The sequence below is a fragment of the Synechococcus sp. CCAP 1479/10 genome (assembly GCF_019038515.1).
Classification (GTDB): Bacteria; Cyanobacteriota; Cyanobacteriia; order PCC-6307; family Cyanobiaceae; genus Cyanobium.
The window spans coordinates 38,349-54,082 of the sequence record NZ_JAFKRJ010000003.1 but is presented as its reverse complement, the minus strand read 5'-3'; the positions used below and the strand labels follow the sequence as shown (position 1 = coordinate 54,082).

The 15,734-nt window shown below is 70.1% G+C and carries 17 protein-coding genes; 14 read left to right on the top strand and 3 right to left on the bottom strand.

The features are described from left to right. Nucleotides 1-11 precede the first annotated feature (11 nt). Nucleotides 12-872, bottom strand: coding sequence for a sugar phosphate isomerase/epimerase family protein (locus tag KUG39_RS00835; RefSeq protein ID WP_353617304.1), 861 nt, complete (start codon nucleotides 870-872; stop codon nucleotides 12-14). A gap of 171 nt (nucleotides 873-1,043) precedes the next feature. On the opposite strand from KUG39_RS00835, the gene KUG39_RS00830 reads away from it, so the two are divergent. The 4 genes from KUG39_RS00830 (at nucleotide 1,044) to KUG39_RS00815 (ending at nucleotide 7,155) form a co-directional block, all read left to right on the top strand. Beyond that, nucleotides 1,044-2,015 (top strand): fatty acid desaturase, encoded by a 972-nt coding sequence (locus KUG39_RS00830; RefSeq protein WP_353617303.1) that lies wholly within the window; start codon nucleotides 1,044-1,046, stop codon nucleotides 2,013-2,015. A gap of 11 nt (nucleotides 2,016-2,026) precedes the next feature. Further along, nucleotides 2,027-3,112: an alpha/beta fold hydrolase gene (locus tag KUG39_RS00825; protein ID WP_216912109.1), complete on the top strand. Its 1,086-nt coding sequence runs from the start codon at nucleotides 2,027-2,029 to the stop codon at nucleotides 3,110-3,112. Between the two features lie 114 nt (nucleotides 3,113-3,226). Further along, a complete protein-coding gene (gene glnT, locus KUG39_RS00820) occupies nucleotides 3,227-4,474 on the top strand; it encodes a type III glutamate--ammonia ligase (protein ID WP_216912107.1) in 1,248 nt (415 codons plus the stop codon). Between the two features lie 680 nt (nucleotides 4,475-5,154). Next, nucleotides 5,155-7,155 (top strand): glycosyltransferase family 2 protein, encoded by a 2,001-nt coding sequence (locus tag KUG39_RS00815; protein WP_216912105.1) that lies wholly within the window; start codon nucleotides 5,155-5,157, stop codon nucleotides 7,153-7,155. On the opposite strand, the gene KUG39_RS00810 is transcribed toward KUG39_RS00815, so the two are convergent. Beyond that, nucleotides 7,064-7,420, bottom strand: a complete 357-nt coding sequence (locus KUG39_RS00810; protein ID WP_353617302.1) for a winged helix-turn-helix transcriptional regulator — start codon at nucleotides 7,418-7,420, stop codon at nucleotides 7,064-7,066. The genes KUG39_RS00815 and KUG39_RS00810 overlap by 92 nt on opposite strands. Before the next feature lie 146 nt (nucleotides 7,421-7,566). On the opposite strand from KUG39_RS00810, the gene KUG39_RS00805 reads away from it, so the two are divergent. The 10 genes from KUG39_RS00805 (at nucleotide 7,567) to KUG39_RS00760 (ending at nucleotide 15,404) form a co-directional block, all read left to right on the top strand. After that, complete coding sequence (locus KUG39_RS00805) at nucleotides 7,567-8,634, top strand: alkene reductase (protein WP_216912103.1); 1,068 nt, start codon at nucleotides 7,567-7,569, stop codon at nucleotides 8,632-8,634. A gap of 1 nt (nucleotide 8,635) precedes the next feature. Beyond that, a complete protein-coding gene (locus tag KUG39_RS00800; RefSeq protein WP_094584053.1) occupies nucleotides 8,636-9,154 on the top strand; it encodes an NAD(P)H-dependent oxidoreductase in 519 nt (172 codons plus the stop codon). An 11-nt stretch (nucleotides 9,155-9,165) separates the two neighbouring features. After that, complete coding sequence (locus tag KUG39_RS00795; RefSeq protein WP_216912101.1) at nucleotides 9,166-9,858, top strand: pirin family protein; 693 nt, start codon at nucleotides 9,166-9,168, stop codon at nucleotides 9,856-9,858. 72 nt (nucleotides 9,859-9,930) lie between these two features. Further along, nucleotides 9,931-10,296 (top strand): hypothetical protein, encoded by a 366-nt coding sequence (locus tag KUG39_RS00790; RefSeq protein ID WP_094584051.1) that lies wholly within the window; start codon nucleotides 9,931-9,933, stop codon nucleotides 10,294-10,296. Between the two features lie 13 nt (nucleotides 10,297-10,309). Next, the gene (locus KUG39_RS00785) at nucleotides 10,310-10,738 is read left to right on the top strand and encodes a Hepatitis C virus core protein (protein ID WP_094584050.1); all 429 of its coding nucleotides are present in this window, start codon (nucleotides 10,310-10,312) and stop codon (nucleotides 10,736-10,738) included. 105 nt (nucleotides 10,739-10,843) lie between these two features. Then, a complete protein-coding gene (locus KUG39_RS00780) occupies nucleotides 10,844-13,012 on the top strand; it encodes a glutamine synthetase III family protein (RefSeq protein WP_094584049.1) in 2,169 nt (722 codons plus the stop codon). Between the two features lie 136 nt (nucleotides 13,013-13,148). Then, on the top strand, nucleotides 13,149-13,385 hold the full coding sequence (locus KUG39_RS00775) for a DUF3136 domain-containing protein (protein WP_190612406.1): 237 nt from the start codon (nucleotides 13,149-13,151) through the stop codon (nucleotides 13,383-13,385). Nucleotides 13,386-13,495: 110 nt separating this feature from the next. Then, the gene (locus tag KUG39_RS00770; RefSeq protein ID WP_233133751.1) at nucleotides 13,496-13,915 is read left to right on the top strand and encodes a tellurite resistance TerB family protein; all 420 of its coding nucleotides are present in this window, start codon (nucleotides 13,496-13,498) and stop codon (nucleotides 13,913-13,915) included. Beyond that, entirely contained in the window at nucleotides 13,912-15,045 is a 1,134-nt protein-coding gene (locus KUG39_RS00765) for an FAD-dependent oxidoreductase (RefSeq protein ID WP_216912099.1), read from the top strand. Before KUG39_RS00770 ends, KUG39_RS00765 begins: the two co-directional genes overlap by 4 nt. 86 nt (nucleotides 15,046-15,131) lie before the next feature. After that, complete coding sequence (locus tag KUG39_RS00760; RefSeq protein WP_353615196.1) at nucleotides 15,132-15,404, top strand: hypothetical protein; 273 nt, start codon at nucleotides 15,132-15,134, stop codon at nucleotides 15,402-15,404. Nucleotides 15,405-15,426: 22 nt separating this feature from the next. On the opposite strand, the gene KUG39_RS00755 is transcribed toward KUG39_RS00760, so the two are convergent. Then, entirely contained in the window at nucleotides 15,427-15,705 is a 279-nt protein-coding gene (locus tag KUG39_RS00755) for a DUF427 domain-containing protein (protein ID WP_216912163.1), read from the bottom strand. Nucleotides 15,706-15,734 lie beyond the last annotated feature (29 nt).

Genomic DNA, 15,734 nt, shown 5'->3' with positions numbered 1-15,734 from the left:
CGTAACTCTGTTCAAGATGAACACATCTTATCGCTGTCGTCGGCTAACGGCTGACTCCGTAACCACTGCGCCATCGCCGTGTTGATCGTCAGCAGATCGGCCACCGGGCGGTCAGTGAAGGGCAGGGTGGGCATGTAGCCATCCGGTCCGAATTCGGGAGTGAAGCTGGGCGGCGGCGCCCCGCGCTGGAGCGCCCTCTCGGTGAACAGGCGCCAGCAGGCCCGATGGGCCGCCAGCGCCTCCGCGTGCTCAGGGGCGAAGGGGTGGGACACCTGGGGACCCTGGGCATGGCCCACCCGGGCATGGATGTGGTCGACCCGCTCGGCCATCAACCGCACCGGCTCCAGATCCGGGGTCATCAGCCGTTCGGCCACCACGCACCAATGGCTCAGGTCGGCCGTGAGCCGCAGCCCGGGCACGGCCTCCAGCAGCGGAGCGATCGTCCAGGGCATCCCCAGGCAGCGGGACCGGTGGGTTTCGAAGCTCACCGGCAGGCCGCTGGCTGCCGCCAGGGCCTGGGCCTCGGCCAGGAAGGTCAGTTGCCGCTCCAGGGGCCAGGCATCGCTGCCGGTGAGCACGGTCACCCGGTGGGGGCGGAGGTCGGCGCAGCGGTTGAGCTGGTCCTCCAGTTCCGCCAGGTGCTGCGCCGGCGTGACGGCCAGCTGCGGCACGTAATCCCCACCGGTGACCACCTCCAGCACCAGGGGCCTGCCGGACGACAGCAGGCGGGCGGGTCCGTCCGGGTCGCCGACCAGGGACGGATGGTGGATGTTCAGCTCCAGCCCGTCGAAGCCCCCCCCTTCCGCCGTCTCCAGGGCCGTGGCGAGGGGGCCCTCGAAGCCCCAGAGCGAGAAGAACAGCAGGGAAGGCACCGGGCCTGCACGACGCAGGTCCCACTCTTCCCTGCCGCGGGGCATCAGCGCGTAACCATCCCCACAGGGCGCCACACCCGGTGGGAGTGTTCGTGACGAACGGTGTCCGGCGGACCCCGAGCGGGACAGTGGGTCGACGACGTCTCCCTCCGCCGACCAACGGCGACCTTCGTGACCGCCTCCCCACCCTCCGCGCCACCGGCGGCCGGCCCGGGCGCCGCTGCGCCGCTGCTGTCCGCTCCGCTGCTGCAGCGCCTCAACGAGCGACGGGATGGGCCCGGCTGGCGCCGGCTGGCCTTTCACCTCACCGTGCTGGGGCTGGGGGCCGTGCTCTGGGGATGGCCGATGTCTCCCGCCCTACCCACCGCAGCGTTCTTTGGCCTGCGGCTGGTGGGCCTGCTGCTGCTGGGCTGGGGCCTGGCCTTCGGCTTCTGCGCCATGCACGAATGCGGCCACCGCACCGCCTTCGCCGGTAAGGGCCTCAACGACGCCGTGGCCTGGTGGGCCGGTCTGCTGAGCTTCTACAACGCCGATTACTACCGCCGCTACCACCAGTGGCACCATCGCTACACCCACCAGCCGGGCCTCGATCCGGAGCTGGAGGACGCCCCCCCCAGCAGCCTGGCCGGTTATCTGCTCGAGCTCAGCGGGCTTCCCTGGTGGATCGGCAAGCTGCGCGGCCATGCCGCCGGCCTGCGCGGTGACTTCGGCGGCAGGCCCTACCTTCCCGCCGAGGCGGCCGCGGCCGTCACCCGTTCGATCCGGATCCAGGTCGCCGTCTACGCCGTCCTGCTGGTCGCCTCCCTCTGGCAGGGCAACGGTGCCCTGTTCTGGTTCTGGCTGCTGCCCCTGGCCGTCGGCCAGCCGCTGCTGCGCTTCGTGCTGATGGCCGAGCACGGGGGTTGCAGCACCGACACGGACGGCCTCAGCAACACCCGCACCACCCTGACGCTGCCGCCCCTGCGCTGGCTGATGTGGGACATGCCCTTCCACGTCGAGCACCACCTCTACCCCTCGGTGCCCTTCCACGCCCTCGCCGAGGCCCATGGCCATCTGGCGCCCCATCTGGTTCACACGGGGCAGGGGTACCTGGCGGTGCACCGCGACTTCCTGCGCGATCCCGCCCGACTCGCCCTCCCCTGAACCCCGCTCCCTTGCCCCCAAGCCCCGCCCCCCCGCGCCGCTTCGCGCTCGGGGACTTTCCCCTCGCCGCCGGCGGGATCCTTCCCGCCGCCTGGCTCGACTATCGGGTCTACGGAACGCTGGCAGAAGACCGCTCCAACCTGGTGCTCTACCCGAGCTCCTATGGCGCCTGGCCCGAGGACATCGACTGGGTGGTGGGGCCGATCCTCGATCCGGAGCGCTGGTGCGTGGTGCTGGTCAGCCAGTTCGGCAATGGCCGCTCCACCAGTCCCAGCAACTCAGGAGCCGGCCTGGTGGCCGGCCGCTGGCCCGTCGACCACCGTGACAACGTGGCCGCCCAGCGCCGGCTGCTGGAGGAGGTCTTCCAGGTGGGCGCACCGGCCCTGATCTACGGCTGGTCGATGGGGGCCCAGCAGGCCTACCACTGGGCCGTGCTGGAGCCGGAGCGGACCCGGCGGATCTGCTGCGTCTGCGGCACGGCGCGCACCACGGCCCACAACCGGGTGTTCCTGCTCAGCCTGCGCCAGGCCCTCACCGCCGATCCCCACTGGGATGGGCGCTGCTTCCGGGGCGTACCGGAGCAGGGGTTGCGCACCTTCGCGCTGATCTACGCCAGCTGGGCCGCCAGCCAGCCCTTCTATCGCCGCGGCGCCCATCGCCAGCTGGGCTACGCCAGCGTCGAGGCCTACGTGGAGCAGGCCTGGCTGCCGGCTTACCGCCGCCACGACCCCCATGACCTGCTGGCCATGCTCGATGTCTGGCTGGCGAACGACGTGGCGGCCGCCGCCGGGATCAGCGCCGCCGATGCCCCTGACGATGGTGCTGCCGATGGCGATCCAGAAGCCACTAGCCAAGGCGATCCCGATGCCGACCTGGCCGCGGCCCTGGGCCGGATCCGGGCCCGCACCGCCGTGATCGCCGGCCGCCACGACCTCTATTTCACCCCCGACGACTGCCAGGCCGAGGCCGCCCTGATCCGCGGTGCCCACTTCGAGGTTCTGGAGTCCGACCTGGGCCACCGGGCCGGCAATCCCCGCGACGCGCCGGCCGAGCAGCGCCAGCTGCGGGCCGCCGTGGATCGGCTCTGCACTGACTGACGCCTCTGCGCCGACTGACGGCTCTGCAACGACTGACGGCTCTGCGCTGACGGATCGCCTCCGGCCAGCCCCCACTCGCCGCCCCCACACCCGCCTCACCCCTCACCACCCCCGATGACCGATCTGGCCCGCTTCGCCGCCACCCATGGCATCCGCCACTTCCTCTTCTCCTTCTGCGACCTGTTCGGGGTGCAGCGGGCCAAGCTGGTGCCGGCGGCCGCGGCGGCCGAACTGGCCCGATCCGGGGCCGGCTTCGCCGGTTTCGCCGCCTGGCTCGACATGACCCCGGCCGATCCGGACGTGCTGGCGATCCCCGATGTCACCAGCCTGATGGTGCTCCCCTGGCAGCCGGACGTGGCCTGGGTGGCCACCGATCTGCAGGTGGAGGGCAAGGTGCTGGAGCAGTCGCCGCGCCGGGTGCTCCAGCGTCAGATCGCCCGGGCGGCGGCCATGGGCCTGCAGTTCCGCAGCGGCGTCGAGGCGGAGTTCTTCCTGATGGACACGGAACGGGACGCCATCGCCGATGGTCTCGACCGGCAGTCGAAGCCCTGCTACGACCAGCTGGCCCTGATGCGCCACTACCCGCTGATCAGCGAACTGCTGGACGGCATGGAGAGCCTCGGCTGGGGGCCGTACCAGGCCGATCACGAGGACGCCAATGGCCAGTTCGAACTGAACTGGACCTACGCCGAATCGCTGCTGACCGCCGACCGCCACGCCTTCTTCCGCGTGATGGCGGCCGCCCTGGCGGAACGCCATGGGGTGCGGGTGAGCTTCCAGCCCAAGCCGATCCCGGCCCTCACCGGCAACGGCGCCCACCTGCACGCCTCGCTCTGGGACGAAGGGGGGCGCAATGTGTTCCACGACCCTGCCGGGGAGAAGGGCCTGTCAGAGGTGGCCTACCGGTTTCTCGCCGGCCTGCTGGCCCATGCCCCGGCCCTGTGCGCCCTCACCAATCCGGTGGCCGGCAGCTACCGGCGCCTGGCACGTTCCGTCACCAGTTCCGGCGCCACCTGGTCCCCCTCCTGGATCAGCTACGGCGGCAACAACCGCACCCACATGGTGCGCATCCCCGACGACCAGCGGATCGAGCTGCGTCTCGGCGACGGCGCCGCCAACCCCTACCTGCTCCAGGCGGCGGTGCTGGCGGCGGGTCTGGACGGCATCGAACGGCGGCTCGAGCCCGGCCCCCGCAGCGATCTGAACACCTATGTGGAGGCACCGACGGGGGCGGCCTCCCTGCCCACCTGTCACGCCGATGCCCTTGAGGCCTTCCGCCACGACGCACCGCTGCGGGACTCCCTGGGGGAACCGTTCTGCACCGCCTACGAAGCCCTGGTGGCCCAGCGCAACGACGAGTGAGGGCCCAGGAAGGCGACCCAGCCCTGCGCGGGCGAAGACCAGCACGATTGCCTATGGCCAGGGCGGCCGGGAGGGATGAGAGTGAATTCAGAAACCAGGAGGCTCCAGCGATGGAAGACACCCCGCCCGGTCAGATGTCAGGAGTGTGCTGACGGCAGGCCCCTGCTCCAACAGTCTTGTTCCCTACAACGGTTTCCCGATCGTTCGCCGATTACCCGATGCATCGTTCAGGTGCCCACGGGTCCATGGAAACCGGCTCCTGGATGCCTCGGCCCCAGGTGCCTCCCCTCCGCAGCTCCGACTCCGAAACCCACCCCAGGGGACTCCCTATGGATCCCCAGCCCAGCTGACCTCTCTTTGATGGCGCGTCCATGGCGGAGGAGCATCCTCGTCTCCCTCCCCATCACCCATCCACGGTCCCCAAGGACCCGATCGTCAGCCCTTCTGATCGTCAACGCTTCCGAATGTCAACCGTCTAACCGACCGTTCAACCGGAGTCACCACCGACATCAGACAAACCGAACCACGTCAGGAACGTCACCGTTCCACCCCAAGCCCGGCGATCCTGGACGCCGGGCTTTTTCATGGGCCAGTGGCACCTGAGGCCGCGGCCATGGGCCGGCCCGATCCCGGTGCGCCGGGAGAACCGCCTAGATTTGCTTAACAATTGGTCCGGGTCGATGGCACGCCTGCCCTGGGCCGTTCTGCTGCTGACACTGCTGGGGGCCCGTTATCTGAACTGGCGCTTCAGCGCCAGCCTCAACCTGGCCACGCCGTTGTCCGCCAGCCTCAGCCTCCTGACCCTGGCGGCGGAGCTGGTCCTGCTGGCCGGGTTCTTCCTGCAACTCTGGTTCACGCTCCTGCCCGAACGGCCGGCTCCCCCCGCAGGTCCGATCCCCACGCCCGTGCCGTCGGTCGACGTGCTCGTGCCCAGCTGCGGCGAACCGGTCGAGCTGGTGGAGCGCTGCCTGCGGGGCTGCCTGGCGATGGACTACCCCAGCCACACGGTCTGGCTGCTCGACGACAGCGACCGGCAGGAGCTGGCGGAACTCTGCGACCGCCTCGGCTGCCGCTATGTCGCCCGCCGGGAGCACGCCCATGCCAAGGCCGGCAACCTCAACCACGGGCTGCGCCACTGCCAGGGGGAGCTGGTGGCGGTCTTCGACGCCGACGTCGTGCCGCTGCGACCCTTCCTGCGCCGCACGGTTGGCCTGTTCGCCGACCCGTCGGTGGGCTTCGTGCAGACGCCCCAGAGCTACATGAATGCCGATCCGGTGATGCGCAATCTGCGCCTGGAGCGCTGGCTGCTGCCGGACGAGGAAAGCTTCTACCGCTGGATCCAGCCCACCCGCCAGAACCTCAATGCCGTGGTCTGCGCCGGCACCTCCTTCCTGATGCGGCGCGAGGCGCTGGAGCGGGTGGGCGGCTTCGAGACGGCCACCCCATCGGAGGACCTGGCCACCGGCATCCGGATCACCGCCGCCGGCTACCGCAACCACTACCTCTCGGAGAAGCTGAGCGCCGGCCTGGCCCCCTTCACGGCCGCGACCATGGCGCGGCAGCGCTGCCGCTGGGGCAGCGGTTCTCTCCAGACCCTGCGCACGGGAGCCGATCCGCTGCGGATCCCCGGGCTCAGCCCCCTGCAGCGGCTCGCCTACAGCGAAGGCATCCTGCACTGGTTCACCTTCCCCGCCCAGCTGGTGCTGCTCTGCACGCCGCTCAGCCTCGGCCTGCTGGGCATCGCCCCGATCCTCTTCAGCGGCGATGCCCTGCTCACGGTCGCCATGCCGTTCGTGTTCAGCCAGCTGCTGCTCACCCGCTGGCTGAGCGGCCACGCCCGCGCCGCGATCCTGCCGGAGCTGTACCGCTGGATCTTCCTGGTGCCGATCTGTGCCGCCGTGGTCGCCACGGCCCTGGGCCGGCCGCGGCGGTTCCGGGTCACGCCAAAGGCGGTGGTCGGCCGGGACACCGGCCCGGATGCGGGCCTGCTGCTGCCGCTGCTGGCCCTGCTGGCCCTGCAGCTGGTGGCGCTCTGGAACGTGGCGCAGGGTCGGCTGCCGCTGCTGGCCGGCCAGGAGGGGCTGCTGCCGGCCTCGGCCGCCACGGTCGGGGTGGTGCTGGGCTGGAGCCTGCTCAACGGCCTGCTGCTGCTGCTGGCGATCCGCAGCTGCTGGGACCGGCCCCACCGGGATGGGGTTCCCTGGTTTGCCCTCTCGGTGCCGGTGCGGCTGCAGCACAGCGGCGGAACGGTGCACGGGCGCCTGAGGGCGGTGAGTGCCACGGGCGCCGAGCTCGGCCTGGAGAGCCCGGAGGACGCTTTGGTGCTGCAGGCGGCCGACAGCCTCAGGCTGGAGGGGCTGGTGCCGGGTCTGGCGCTGCCGTTCCTGGCGATGGCCCGGGAGGCCGGTGCCATCGGCGGGGTCTGGGGACCGCTCACCCCGCCGCAGCGGGATCAGCTGGAGACCCTGCTCTACCGCCGCGAGGGGCTGTGGCCGACCCTGCGGGCCCCCTTCGAGCTCCGCACCCTGCCCCTGGTGCTGCTGCGCACGCTGCAGCGGGTGGAGCCGGAAAGCTGGTTCCGCCGCAGCCTCATTCCCCAGCTTCCACCCCTGTCGGGGTTGCCGCTCCCCAGGCATGCAGACCTTCCAGCACGGGCAGGAGCGCCCGACCCCGCTCGCTGAGGTCGTACTCCACCCTCGGCGGCACCTCACCGAAGACGCGGCGGCAGACGACGGCATCGGCCTCCAGCTCCCGCAGCTGGGCCGTGAGCACCTTGTGGCTCACCCCCACCAGGGACCGCTGCAGGGCCGAGAAGCGCTGGGGACCCTCCCGGAGCCGGCAGAGGATCAGCAGCTTCCATCGGCCGCGCATCACCCGCAGGGCCAGCTCCGCCGGGCAGAGCTGGGAACCATCGGAGTCCAGGGAATCGGGGAGAGAGGCCGTCACAGGGATCGGGGTTACCGGCAGGTGCCCCAGGCACAAGCGGGTGCGTTCTTGTCAGTCAGGGTGGGGGTCCGCCAGAGTCCCCCCATGACCTTAACAATCCCTTACGGCCCGGGGCATCCCCGCTCCAGCCGGTCGGTCACCGCCCCATGAGCGACCTGTTCACCCCCCTGAGCGTGGGCCCGCTGCAGCTGCCCAACCGGGTGCTGATGGCCCCCCTCACCCGATGCCGGGCCGAGCCGGAGCACGTTCCAGGCCCGCTGATGGCCACCTACTACCAGCAGCGGGCCAGCGCCGGCCTGCTGATCGCCGAGGCCACGATGGTGCTGGAGGGCAACTCGGCCTTCTGGCACGAACCCGGCATCCATTCGGCGGCCCAGGTGGCGGGCTGGCGGCTCACCACCGACGCGGTCCATGCCGCCGGTGGGCGGATCGTGCTGCAGATCTGGCACGGCGGCCGGGCCTGCCACCCCCTGCTCAACGATGGCCGCCAGCCCGTGGGGCCGAGCCCGATCGCCATCACCGGCGACGAGGTGCACACCCCCGAGGGGAAACAGCCCTATGTCGTCCCCCGGGAGCTGGCCGACGACGAACTGCCCGCGATCGTGGCGGGGTTCCGCCAGGCCACCCGCAACGCCATCGACGCCGGCTTCGACGGGGTCGAGGTGCATGGCGCCAACGGCTACCTGCTCGACGCCTTCCTGCGGGACGGCAGCAATCGGCGCCAGGGTCCCTACGGCGGGCCGGTGGCCAACCGGGCCCGGCTGCTGCTCGAGGTGCTGGAGGCCGCCCGGGCCGAATCGCCCCTGGTGGGCCTGCGGATCTCGCCGCTGAACGGCTACAACGCCATGGTCGACAGCGACCCCATCGGACTGGCCGCCTGGCTGGCCCAGCGGCTGGAGAGCACCGGCCTGGATTACCTGCACGTGATGCGGGGGGACTTCCTCGGCCAGCAGCACGGCGATGTGCTCACCCCGATCCGTTCCGGCTTCAGCGGGGTGCTGGTGGGGAACATGGGCTACACGGCCGAGGAGGCCAATGCCGCCATCGCCGCCGGCCAGCTGGACGCGGTGGCCTTCGGCACGCCGTTCCTCGCCAACCCGGACCTGCCCGAGCGCCTGCGCCGCGGCGCCCCCCTGCAGTCCCCCGACCCGGCCACCTTCTACTCCCCCGGTCCGGCCGGCTACACCGACTACCCCTTCCTGGAATCCGCCTGACATGTCCCCCGATCTTCTGGTGCTCAGTGCCAGCAACGGCGAGAACCTGAAACTCGCCGAGCGTTTCGCCGCCGCCGGCCGCGCCCGCGCCATGGCCGCCGAGGTGCTCGACCTCACCACCCTGTCCCTGCCGCTCTACAACCCCCGCACCCACGCGGAGTCCGGCCTTCCCGCCGAGGTGGAGGGGCTGAGCCGCAGGCTTGAGGCCGCCCCCCGCTGGGTGATCTGCGCCCCCGAGTACAACGGCTCCCTCCCACCGGTGCTGACCAGCGCCATCGCCTGGCTCTCGGTGCAGGGGGACGGCTTCCGCACCCTGTTTAACGGTCGACCGATCGCGATCGCCACCCATTCCGGCGGTCCCGGCGTCGAAGTGCTGGCCGTGCTGCGCATCCAGCTGGCCCACCTCGGAGCCCACGTGGTGGGTCGCCAGCTCTCCAGCAGCCGCAGCAATCCCGCCAAGGACAGCAGCATCGACGACATCGTGCAGCGGCTGCAGCGCATGGAACTGATCCAACCCTGAGACCCCGCCCCATGACCCTTGTCTTCCGACCCGCCGCCGAGCGCTTCCACAGCCGTCTCGACTGGCTGGACAGCTGGCACAGCTTCTCCTTTTCCCACCACCACGATCCGGCCTGGATGGGGTTCGGACCGCTGCGGGTGATCAACGACGACACCATCGCCGCCGGCCGCGGCTTCGGCATGCATCCCCACCGGGACATGGAGATCGTCACGGTGATGGTGGATGGCCAGCTCAATCACCACGACTCCATGGGCCACAGCGAGGTGCTGCGGGCCGGAGAGGTGCAGGCGATGAGCGCCGGCACCGGCGTGGTCCACAGCGAGGTGAATCAGGGCGAGAGCCCCTGCCGGCTGCTGCAGATCTGGATCGAGCCGGATCGGGCGGGCCACCCCCCCGCCTACCGCCAGGAGCCGTTCCGGCTCCAACCTGGCTGGACGCCGCTGCTGGATCCGGATGGACGCCAGGGGGCCCTGGCCATCAACCGGCCGGTGCGGCTCTGGCGAGCCAGGGTCGGGGCGGGCGAGCGGCTGGAGCTGGCCATCGCCTCCGACGCTGCCGGCTGGCTTCAGGTGATTGATGGGGAGGGCATGGCCTTCGGCCGGCCGCTGCAGCGGGGCGACGGTCTCGGCTTCCCGGCGGCCGCTCCGGACAGCCTCCAGGCCGGCCCCGACGGAGCGGACGTGCTCCTGTTCGAACTGCGCTGAGCGGCCCCCGGCGGGCCGCGGCGGGCGCCGCCCCCCGGCACGGCCCCAGGATGGGGGGAACAGCCTGACGTCATGGCCCGCTTCCTGCTGCTCTTCAGGCCCCGGGCTCCCCTGCCGCCGACGGAGCTCATCGGTCGGCTGGATCCCCTGTTGCTGCGGTTCCACGCCGACGTGGAGCACCGCTCCCCCGCCCATCTCAGCGCCATGGTCCGGGGTGAGCACGAGACGCTGCGACTGCAGCTGATCGCCGACGTGCAGGCCAAGGCGGATGGGCCCGTGCTGGAACTGGTGCTGATGAGCAGGGAGGCCATGGGGGCGGGGGCGCCCCACACCAAGCAGCTGTTCGAGACCCTGGTGGCGATCGCCGCCGAGGTGATGCCCGACCTTGACCTGGTGTTTCGATCCGACAGGGACGGCGCTTTGCCTGACCGCAACTGAGAGAATCGACCGAATGCAGACGCTCTCGCCGACCCCTGCCGCCCTCGCGGAGCTGCAGCCGCCCCGCGGCTATCGCGTGCTCGCCTGGCTCGGTCTGGTGGCCAACCTGCTGGCCCTGCCGCTGGGCCTGGCGGCAATCCTGCTCACCAGCCTCTGGCGCACGGCCAATGTGGTCGTCTACACCAGTGCCGTGCTGCCGGCGGTGGCCCTGGGGGTGGTGGCCTGCGTCGCCCTGCTGAAGTGGCGCCTCTGGGGTCAGGTGCTGGCGATCGTGGCCCTGTCGCTGGATCTGGCGATCGAGATGGCCTACGGCATCGTGCGGCTGGCGCTGGTGGGTGAGGAACGGCTCCTGCTGGCGGTGGGCGCCCCCCTGGCCTGGGGCCTGACCCTGGCGGCCCTGGTGTTCTGGTGCCGTCCCGCGATCCGCTCCTACCTGCGCTGAGGGCCGCCGGGGCCCGGCGGGCAACCTGCCGTTCTGTATCAACGGCTCCACCCATGGGGCAGGACACAAGGATTGGATACCCTCCAGCCGACCCAAGCTGTTTCCATGCCCAGCCCCCAACGCTTCGCCGCCATTCAGGAGATTCACCAGCGCCCTCCGGTGGTGACCCCCCCCATCGAGTCGCTGGATGAGCTCTGGGCCAGCGACGTGTTCAGCCTGGCCAAGATGAAGGCGGCCCTGCCCAAGGAGATCTTCAAGTCCGTTCAGCGCACCATCAAGGAGAACGGCAAGCTCGACGTCTCGGTCGCCAACGTGGTCGCCCAGGCGATGAAGGAATGGGCCACCGGCCGCGGCGCCCTCTACTACGCCCACGTCTTCTACCCGCTCACCAACGCCACCGCCGAGAAGCACGACGGCTTCATCTCGGTGCAGGGTGACGGCTCCGTCATCACCGAGTTCACCGGCAAGGTGCTGGTGCAGGGCGAACCCGACGGCTCCTCCTTCCCCAGCGGCGGCATCCGCACCACCTTCGAGGCCCGCGGTTACACCGCCTGGGACATCACCAGCCCGGCCTTCCTGATGGAGACCCCCAACGGTCTCACCCTCTGCATCCCCACCGTCTTCATCTCCTGGACCGGTGAGGCCCTCGACAAGAAGACCCCCCTGCTGCGCTCCAACGCCGCCATGAACAAGCAGGCCCAGCGCCTGCTGCGGCTGCTCGGCGAAACCGAGGTGGCCCCGGTCAACTCCAGCTGCGGCGCCGAACAGGAATACTTCCTGGTCGACAGCGCCTACGTGCCCCTGCGTCCCGACCTGCTGCTGGCCGGCCGCACCCTGTTCGGCAAGCCCTCCGCCAAGGGCCAGCAATTCGACGACCACTACTTCGGCGCCATCCCCCTGCGGGTGCAGGTGTACATGCAGGACGTGGAGCGCCAGCTCTACAAGCTGGGGATCCCCGCCAAGACCCGCCACAACGAGGTGGCACCGGGCCAGTTCGAGATCGCCCCGTTCTTCGAGGCGGCCAACGTGGCCACGGATCACCAGCAGCTGATCATGACCATTCTCAAGAGCACGGCACGCCGCCACGGCATGAACTGCCTGCTCCATGAGAAGCCCTTCGAAGGCATCAACGGCTCCGGCAAGCACGTCAACTGGTCGGTGGGCAACCCCACCCAGGGCAACCTGCTGGATCCCGGCAGCACCCCCCACGAGAACATGCAGTTCCTGCTGTTCTGCGGCGCCGTCATCCGCGGGGTGCACAAGTTCGGTCCCCTGATGCGGGCCGTGGTGGCCACCGCCGGCAACGATCACCGCCTCGGCGCCAACGAAGCTCCCCCGGCGATCATCTCCGTCTACCTGGGCAGCCAGCTGGAGGACGTCTTCCGCCAGATCAAGGAAGGCGACGTGACGGGCTCCACCCATGCCGGCGTGATGCAGCTGGGTGTCGACACCCTGCCCGAGTTCCCCAAGGATCCCGGCGACCGCAACCGCACCTCCCCCTTCGCCTTCACCGGCAACCGCTTCGAGTTCCGGGCCGTCGGCTCCAACCAGTCGGTGGCGGGCCCCCTGGTGGCCATGAACACGATCCTGGCCGATTCGCTGGCCTACGTGAGCGACCAGCTGGAGCAGAAGATGGCCGCCGGCGAAAGCCTGCCGGGCGCCGCCTTCTCCGTGCTCAAGCAGATCATGACCGACCACGGCAACGTGGTCTTCGGCGGCGACGGCTACTCCAGCGAGTGGCACCGCATCGCCGTGGAGGAGCGGGGCCTGGAAAACCTGCCCACCACTGCCGATTCCCTGCCCGTGCTGCAGCGGCCTGAAGTGCGCGACCTGTTCGCCCAGCAGGGTGTGCTCACCCCCCTGGAACTGGAGAGCCGCTTCGAGGTCTACGCCGAGCAGTACGTGCTCGCCATCGACGTCGAGGCCAAGCTGGCGGTGCAGATCGCCCAGACCCAGATCTACCCGGCCGCCATGCGCTACCTGGGTGAGCTGGCCAGCTCCCTGCAACTGCAGACCTCCATGGGCCTCCAGGTGTCCCCGGAAACCCAGCACAAGGTCGCGTCCCTCAGCGCCAAACTGATGGAACTGAGCGGTGCCCTCGAGAGCGCCATCAGCAACGCCCCCCACGGCACCATCGCCCACATGCGCTACTCGGCCGACACCCTGATGCCGCTGATGCACCAGCTGCGGGAGGCGGTCGATGGTCTCGAGGCCCTGGTGGACGACAACCTGTGGCCCCTGCCCTCCTACCAGGAGATGCTGTTCATCCGCTGAACGGCGCACGTTCCGCTGCGGGGAGGGCCTTTCGGGGCCCTCCTTTTTTTGGCCCCACGGGGGGAGATCTCAAGATCTGCACGCTTGGTTCCCATCGGCACAGTCGCTGGCCGAGGGGAGGTGCTGGAGTCGTTGGATGAGCGTTCCCGCCGACCTCCCGGACCTGGACGAGCACTACGGCTCCTACTGCCGGGCCATGCGGATGCTGGTGCGGGAAGGCAAGAGTCTCAAGAACGTGCAGCGGACCGTCTGCTGGCAGCAGCTGGCCCGTCTGCACGACTGCCGCCCGGCCCGGTATCAGGAGCCGGATGCCCTCTATCTGAAGCTCTGCCGCGAAGGTGGTGCCGCCGGTGGAGCGGCCCCGAAGCGCTGAGGACCGGACGGCGACGAGGGGGAGCTTTTCCCGGATTCGGTCACATCGGCCACTGACAGGCACCCCTGGAGCGAACGATGACGGGTGTTCCCATGCTTTCGACGTTGTCCATGGACGCACCTACGGCCTTCGCCGCGGTCGCTCTCGCCGCCGTCTCCTGGGACGGGGCCCTCACCATGGCGGGCACACGGGCCCTTCGCCACGCCCTCGACTACCGCGCCCCCTTCAAGGGGAGGAGCGACAAGGAGATGATCAGCCTGATGGACACGCTGCTCCAGGGCCTGCGGGCCAAGGGGGCGATCGGCCTGATGGAGGAGGCAGCCGCGGTGCTGGACGACCGGCAGCGGCACACGGCCTATGCGGTGGCGGCGGAGATCATGCGCTCCGACGGCCCCCTGGAGGACCAGGAGCAGGCGATCCTCGCCGACCTGGCCGGCACCCTGCGCCTCGACCCGGAGGAGACCACCAAGGTCCTCGAGGTGATGGACGTTCTCCATGCCAGCATCCTGGAGCCTGCCGTGAGCGCATGAGTTCCGCCCCCGCCGGCCTCCGCATCGCCGTGGTGGGGGCCGGCAGTTCCGGCCTGCTGCTCGCCCTGATGCTGCAGCGCCAGGGCCACCGCGTCTCCCTGTTCGAGCGCTCCGGGCGGCTGCGCACCGAGGGCTGCGGCATCCTGCTGGTGAAGAGCGGTGTGGAGGCGGTGGCGGCCGCCGCCGTCCCGGGCCTGCTCGACGACCTGCTGGCGGGCGGCCATCCGGTGCAGCGGTTCGTGTTCCGCAACCTCAGGGGCGACCTGATCGAAGCCAGCCCGGCGGAACGGGAAGCGGGGGAGCTGCCCTCCCTGCTGATCCACCGCCGCGCCATCCTCGATGCCCTCTGGCACCATCTGGATCCCTCCGGCTTCCACGGCGACCATGCGCTCGTCGGCTGGAGCCAGAGCGAGGACGGTGTGGAGGCCCGCTTCGCCGATGGCCGCCAATGGAGGGGCGATCTGCTGGTGGGGGCCGATGGGATCTTCTCCCGCGTGGCGGCCCTGCTCTGCCCGGAGCGACGCCTGCAGTACCTGGGTGATCGGGTCTGGCGCGGGGTGGTGACGGACGCGACCTTCTGCACCGACGGGGATTTCTTCGTCTATGCCCGGGGCCGGGGCATCTACGCCAACTTCTTCGATCTGGGCCCCGACGCCCAGGGTCGGGGGCGCACCCACTGGGGCTTTTTCCAGGAGGAGGAGCTGCCCGACGACCGGGAAACCCGGCAGAGCCTGCTGGAGGAGGGGGTGCCCGCCGCCGCCCTCGCCAAGCTTCCGGCCGATGCGGCCGCGGTGATCGCCGCCACGGCCCCGGCGGGGGTGGTGGCCAACTGGTCGTTCGACATTGATCCCCTGCCCGCCCTCGTCGCCGGCCGGGTGGCTCTGATCGGCGATGCCGCCCACGCCATGAGCTCCTCCCAGGCCAGGGGGATGACGGCGGGGCTGGAGGATGCGGTGACCCTGGCGGCCCAGCTGGCGCCCGGCGCCGCCGCCACACCGCAGCTGGCTCTGCAGGCCTACCAGGAGGAGCGCCTGCCGGTGGTCCACCGCTACCAGGAGCGCAGCCGCCAGGTGAGCCATCGCACGGGCCGGAAACGCCCGCCGACCCGGGATACCGCCAGGACCCGGTAGCGGAGCAACACCGAAAGATGTTGTGAAGGTGACAGTTCGGATCTGGCACAGGGCCCAGAATGCCAATCCTGTATACGAGGCAAGACGTGGCGATCTCCTTACCTCAGTCCTCCCGCTCGCGCAGCAGCGCCCAGACCCGCAGCAACGTCCAGACGTGCCGCACCTACCGGCTGGTGGATCAACAGGGTGATCCCCATCCCATCCTCGACGACCTTTACGACTCCCTGGATGCCGCCTGGAGCGAGGCGCTGCATTGGTGGCAGGAGGAATTCGGCCCCGTGCAGGGTCCCGTCGGCATCGGCGTGGAGGTGAGCACCCTGAGCGGCGAGTGGCGCACCCTCCGTTATCCAGGCAGCTGATACCCGGAAAGCTGAGAAGGCCTCAGGCCACCGTCACGCCCTTCCAGAACGCCACCCGCCCCCGGATGTTGCTGGCCGCTTCCTTGGGCTCCGGGTAGTACCAGACGGCATTGGCATTCTCCTTGCCGTCGACGATCAGGTCGTAATAGTGCGCTTCCCCCTTCCAGCCGCAGAAGGAGCGGTGGCTGGAGGGGCGGATGCAGGCTGAATCGAGCGCATCGGCCGGGAAGTAGGCGTTGCCTTCCACCGTCACGATGTCGTCACTGCTGGCGATCACTTTTCCGTTCCAGCTGGCCTGCATCGTGGGCGTCATCAGGGGTCCCCATCCTG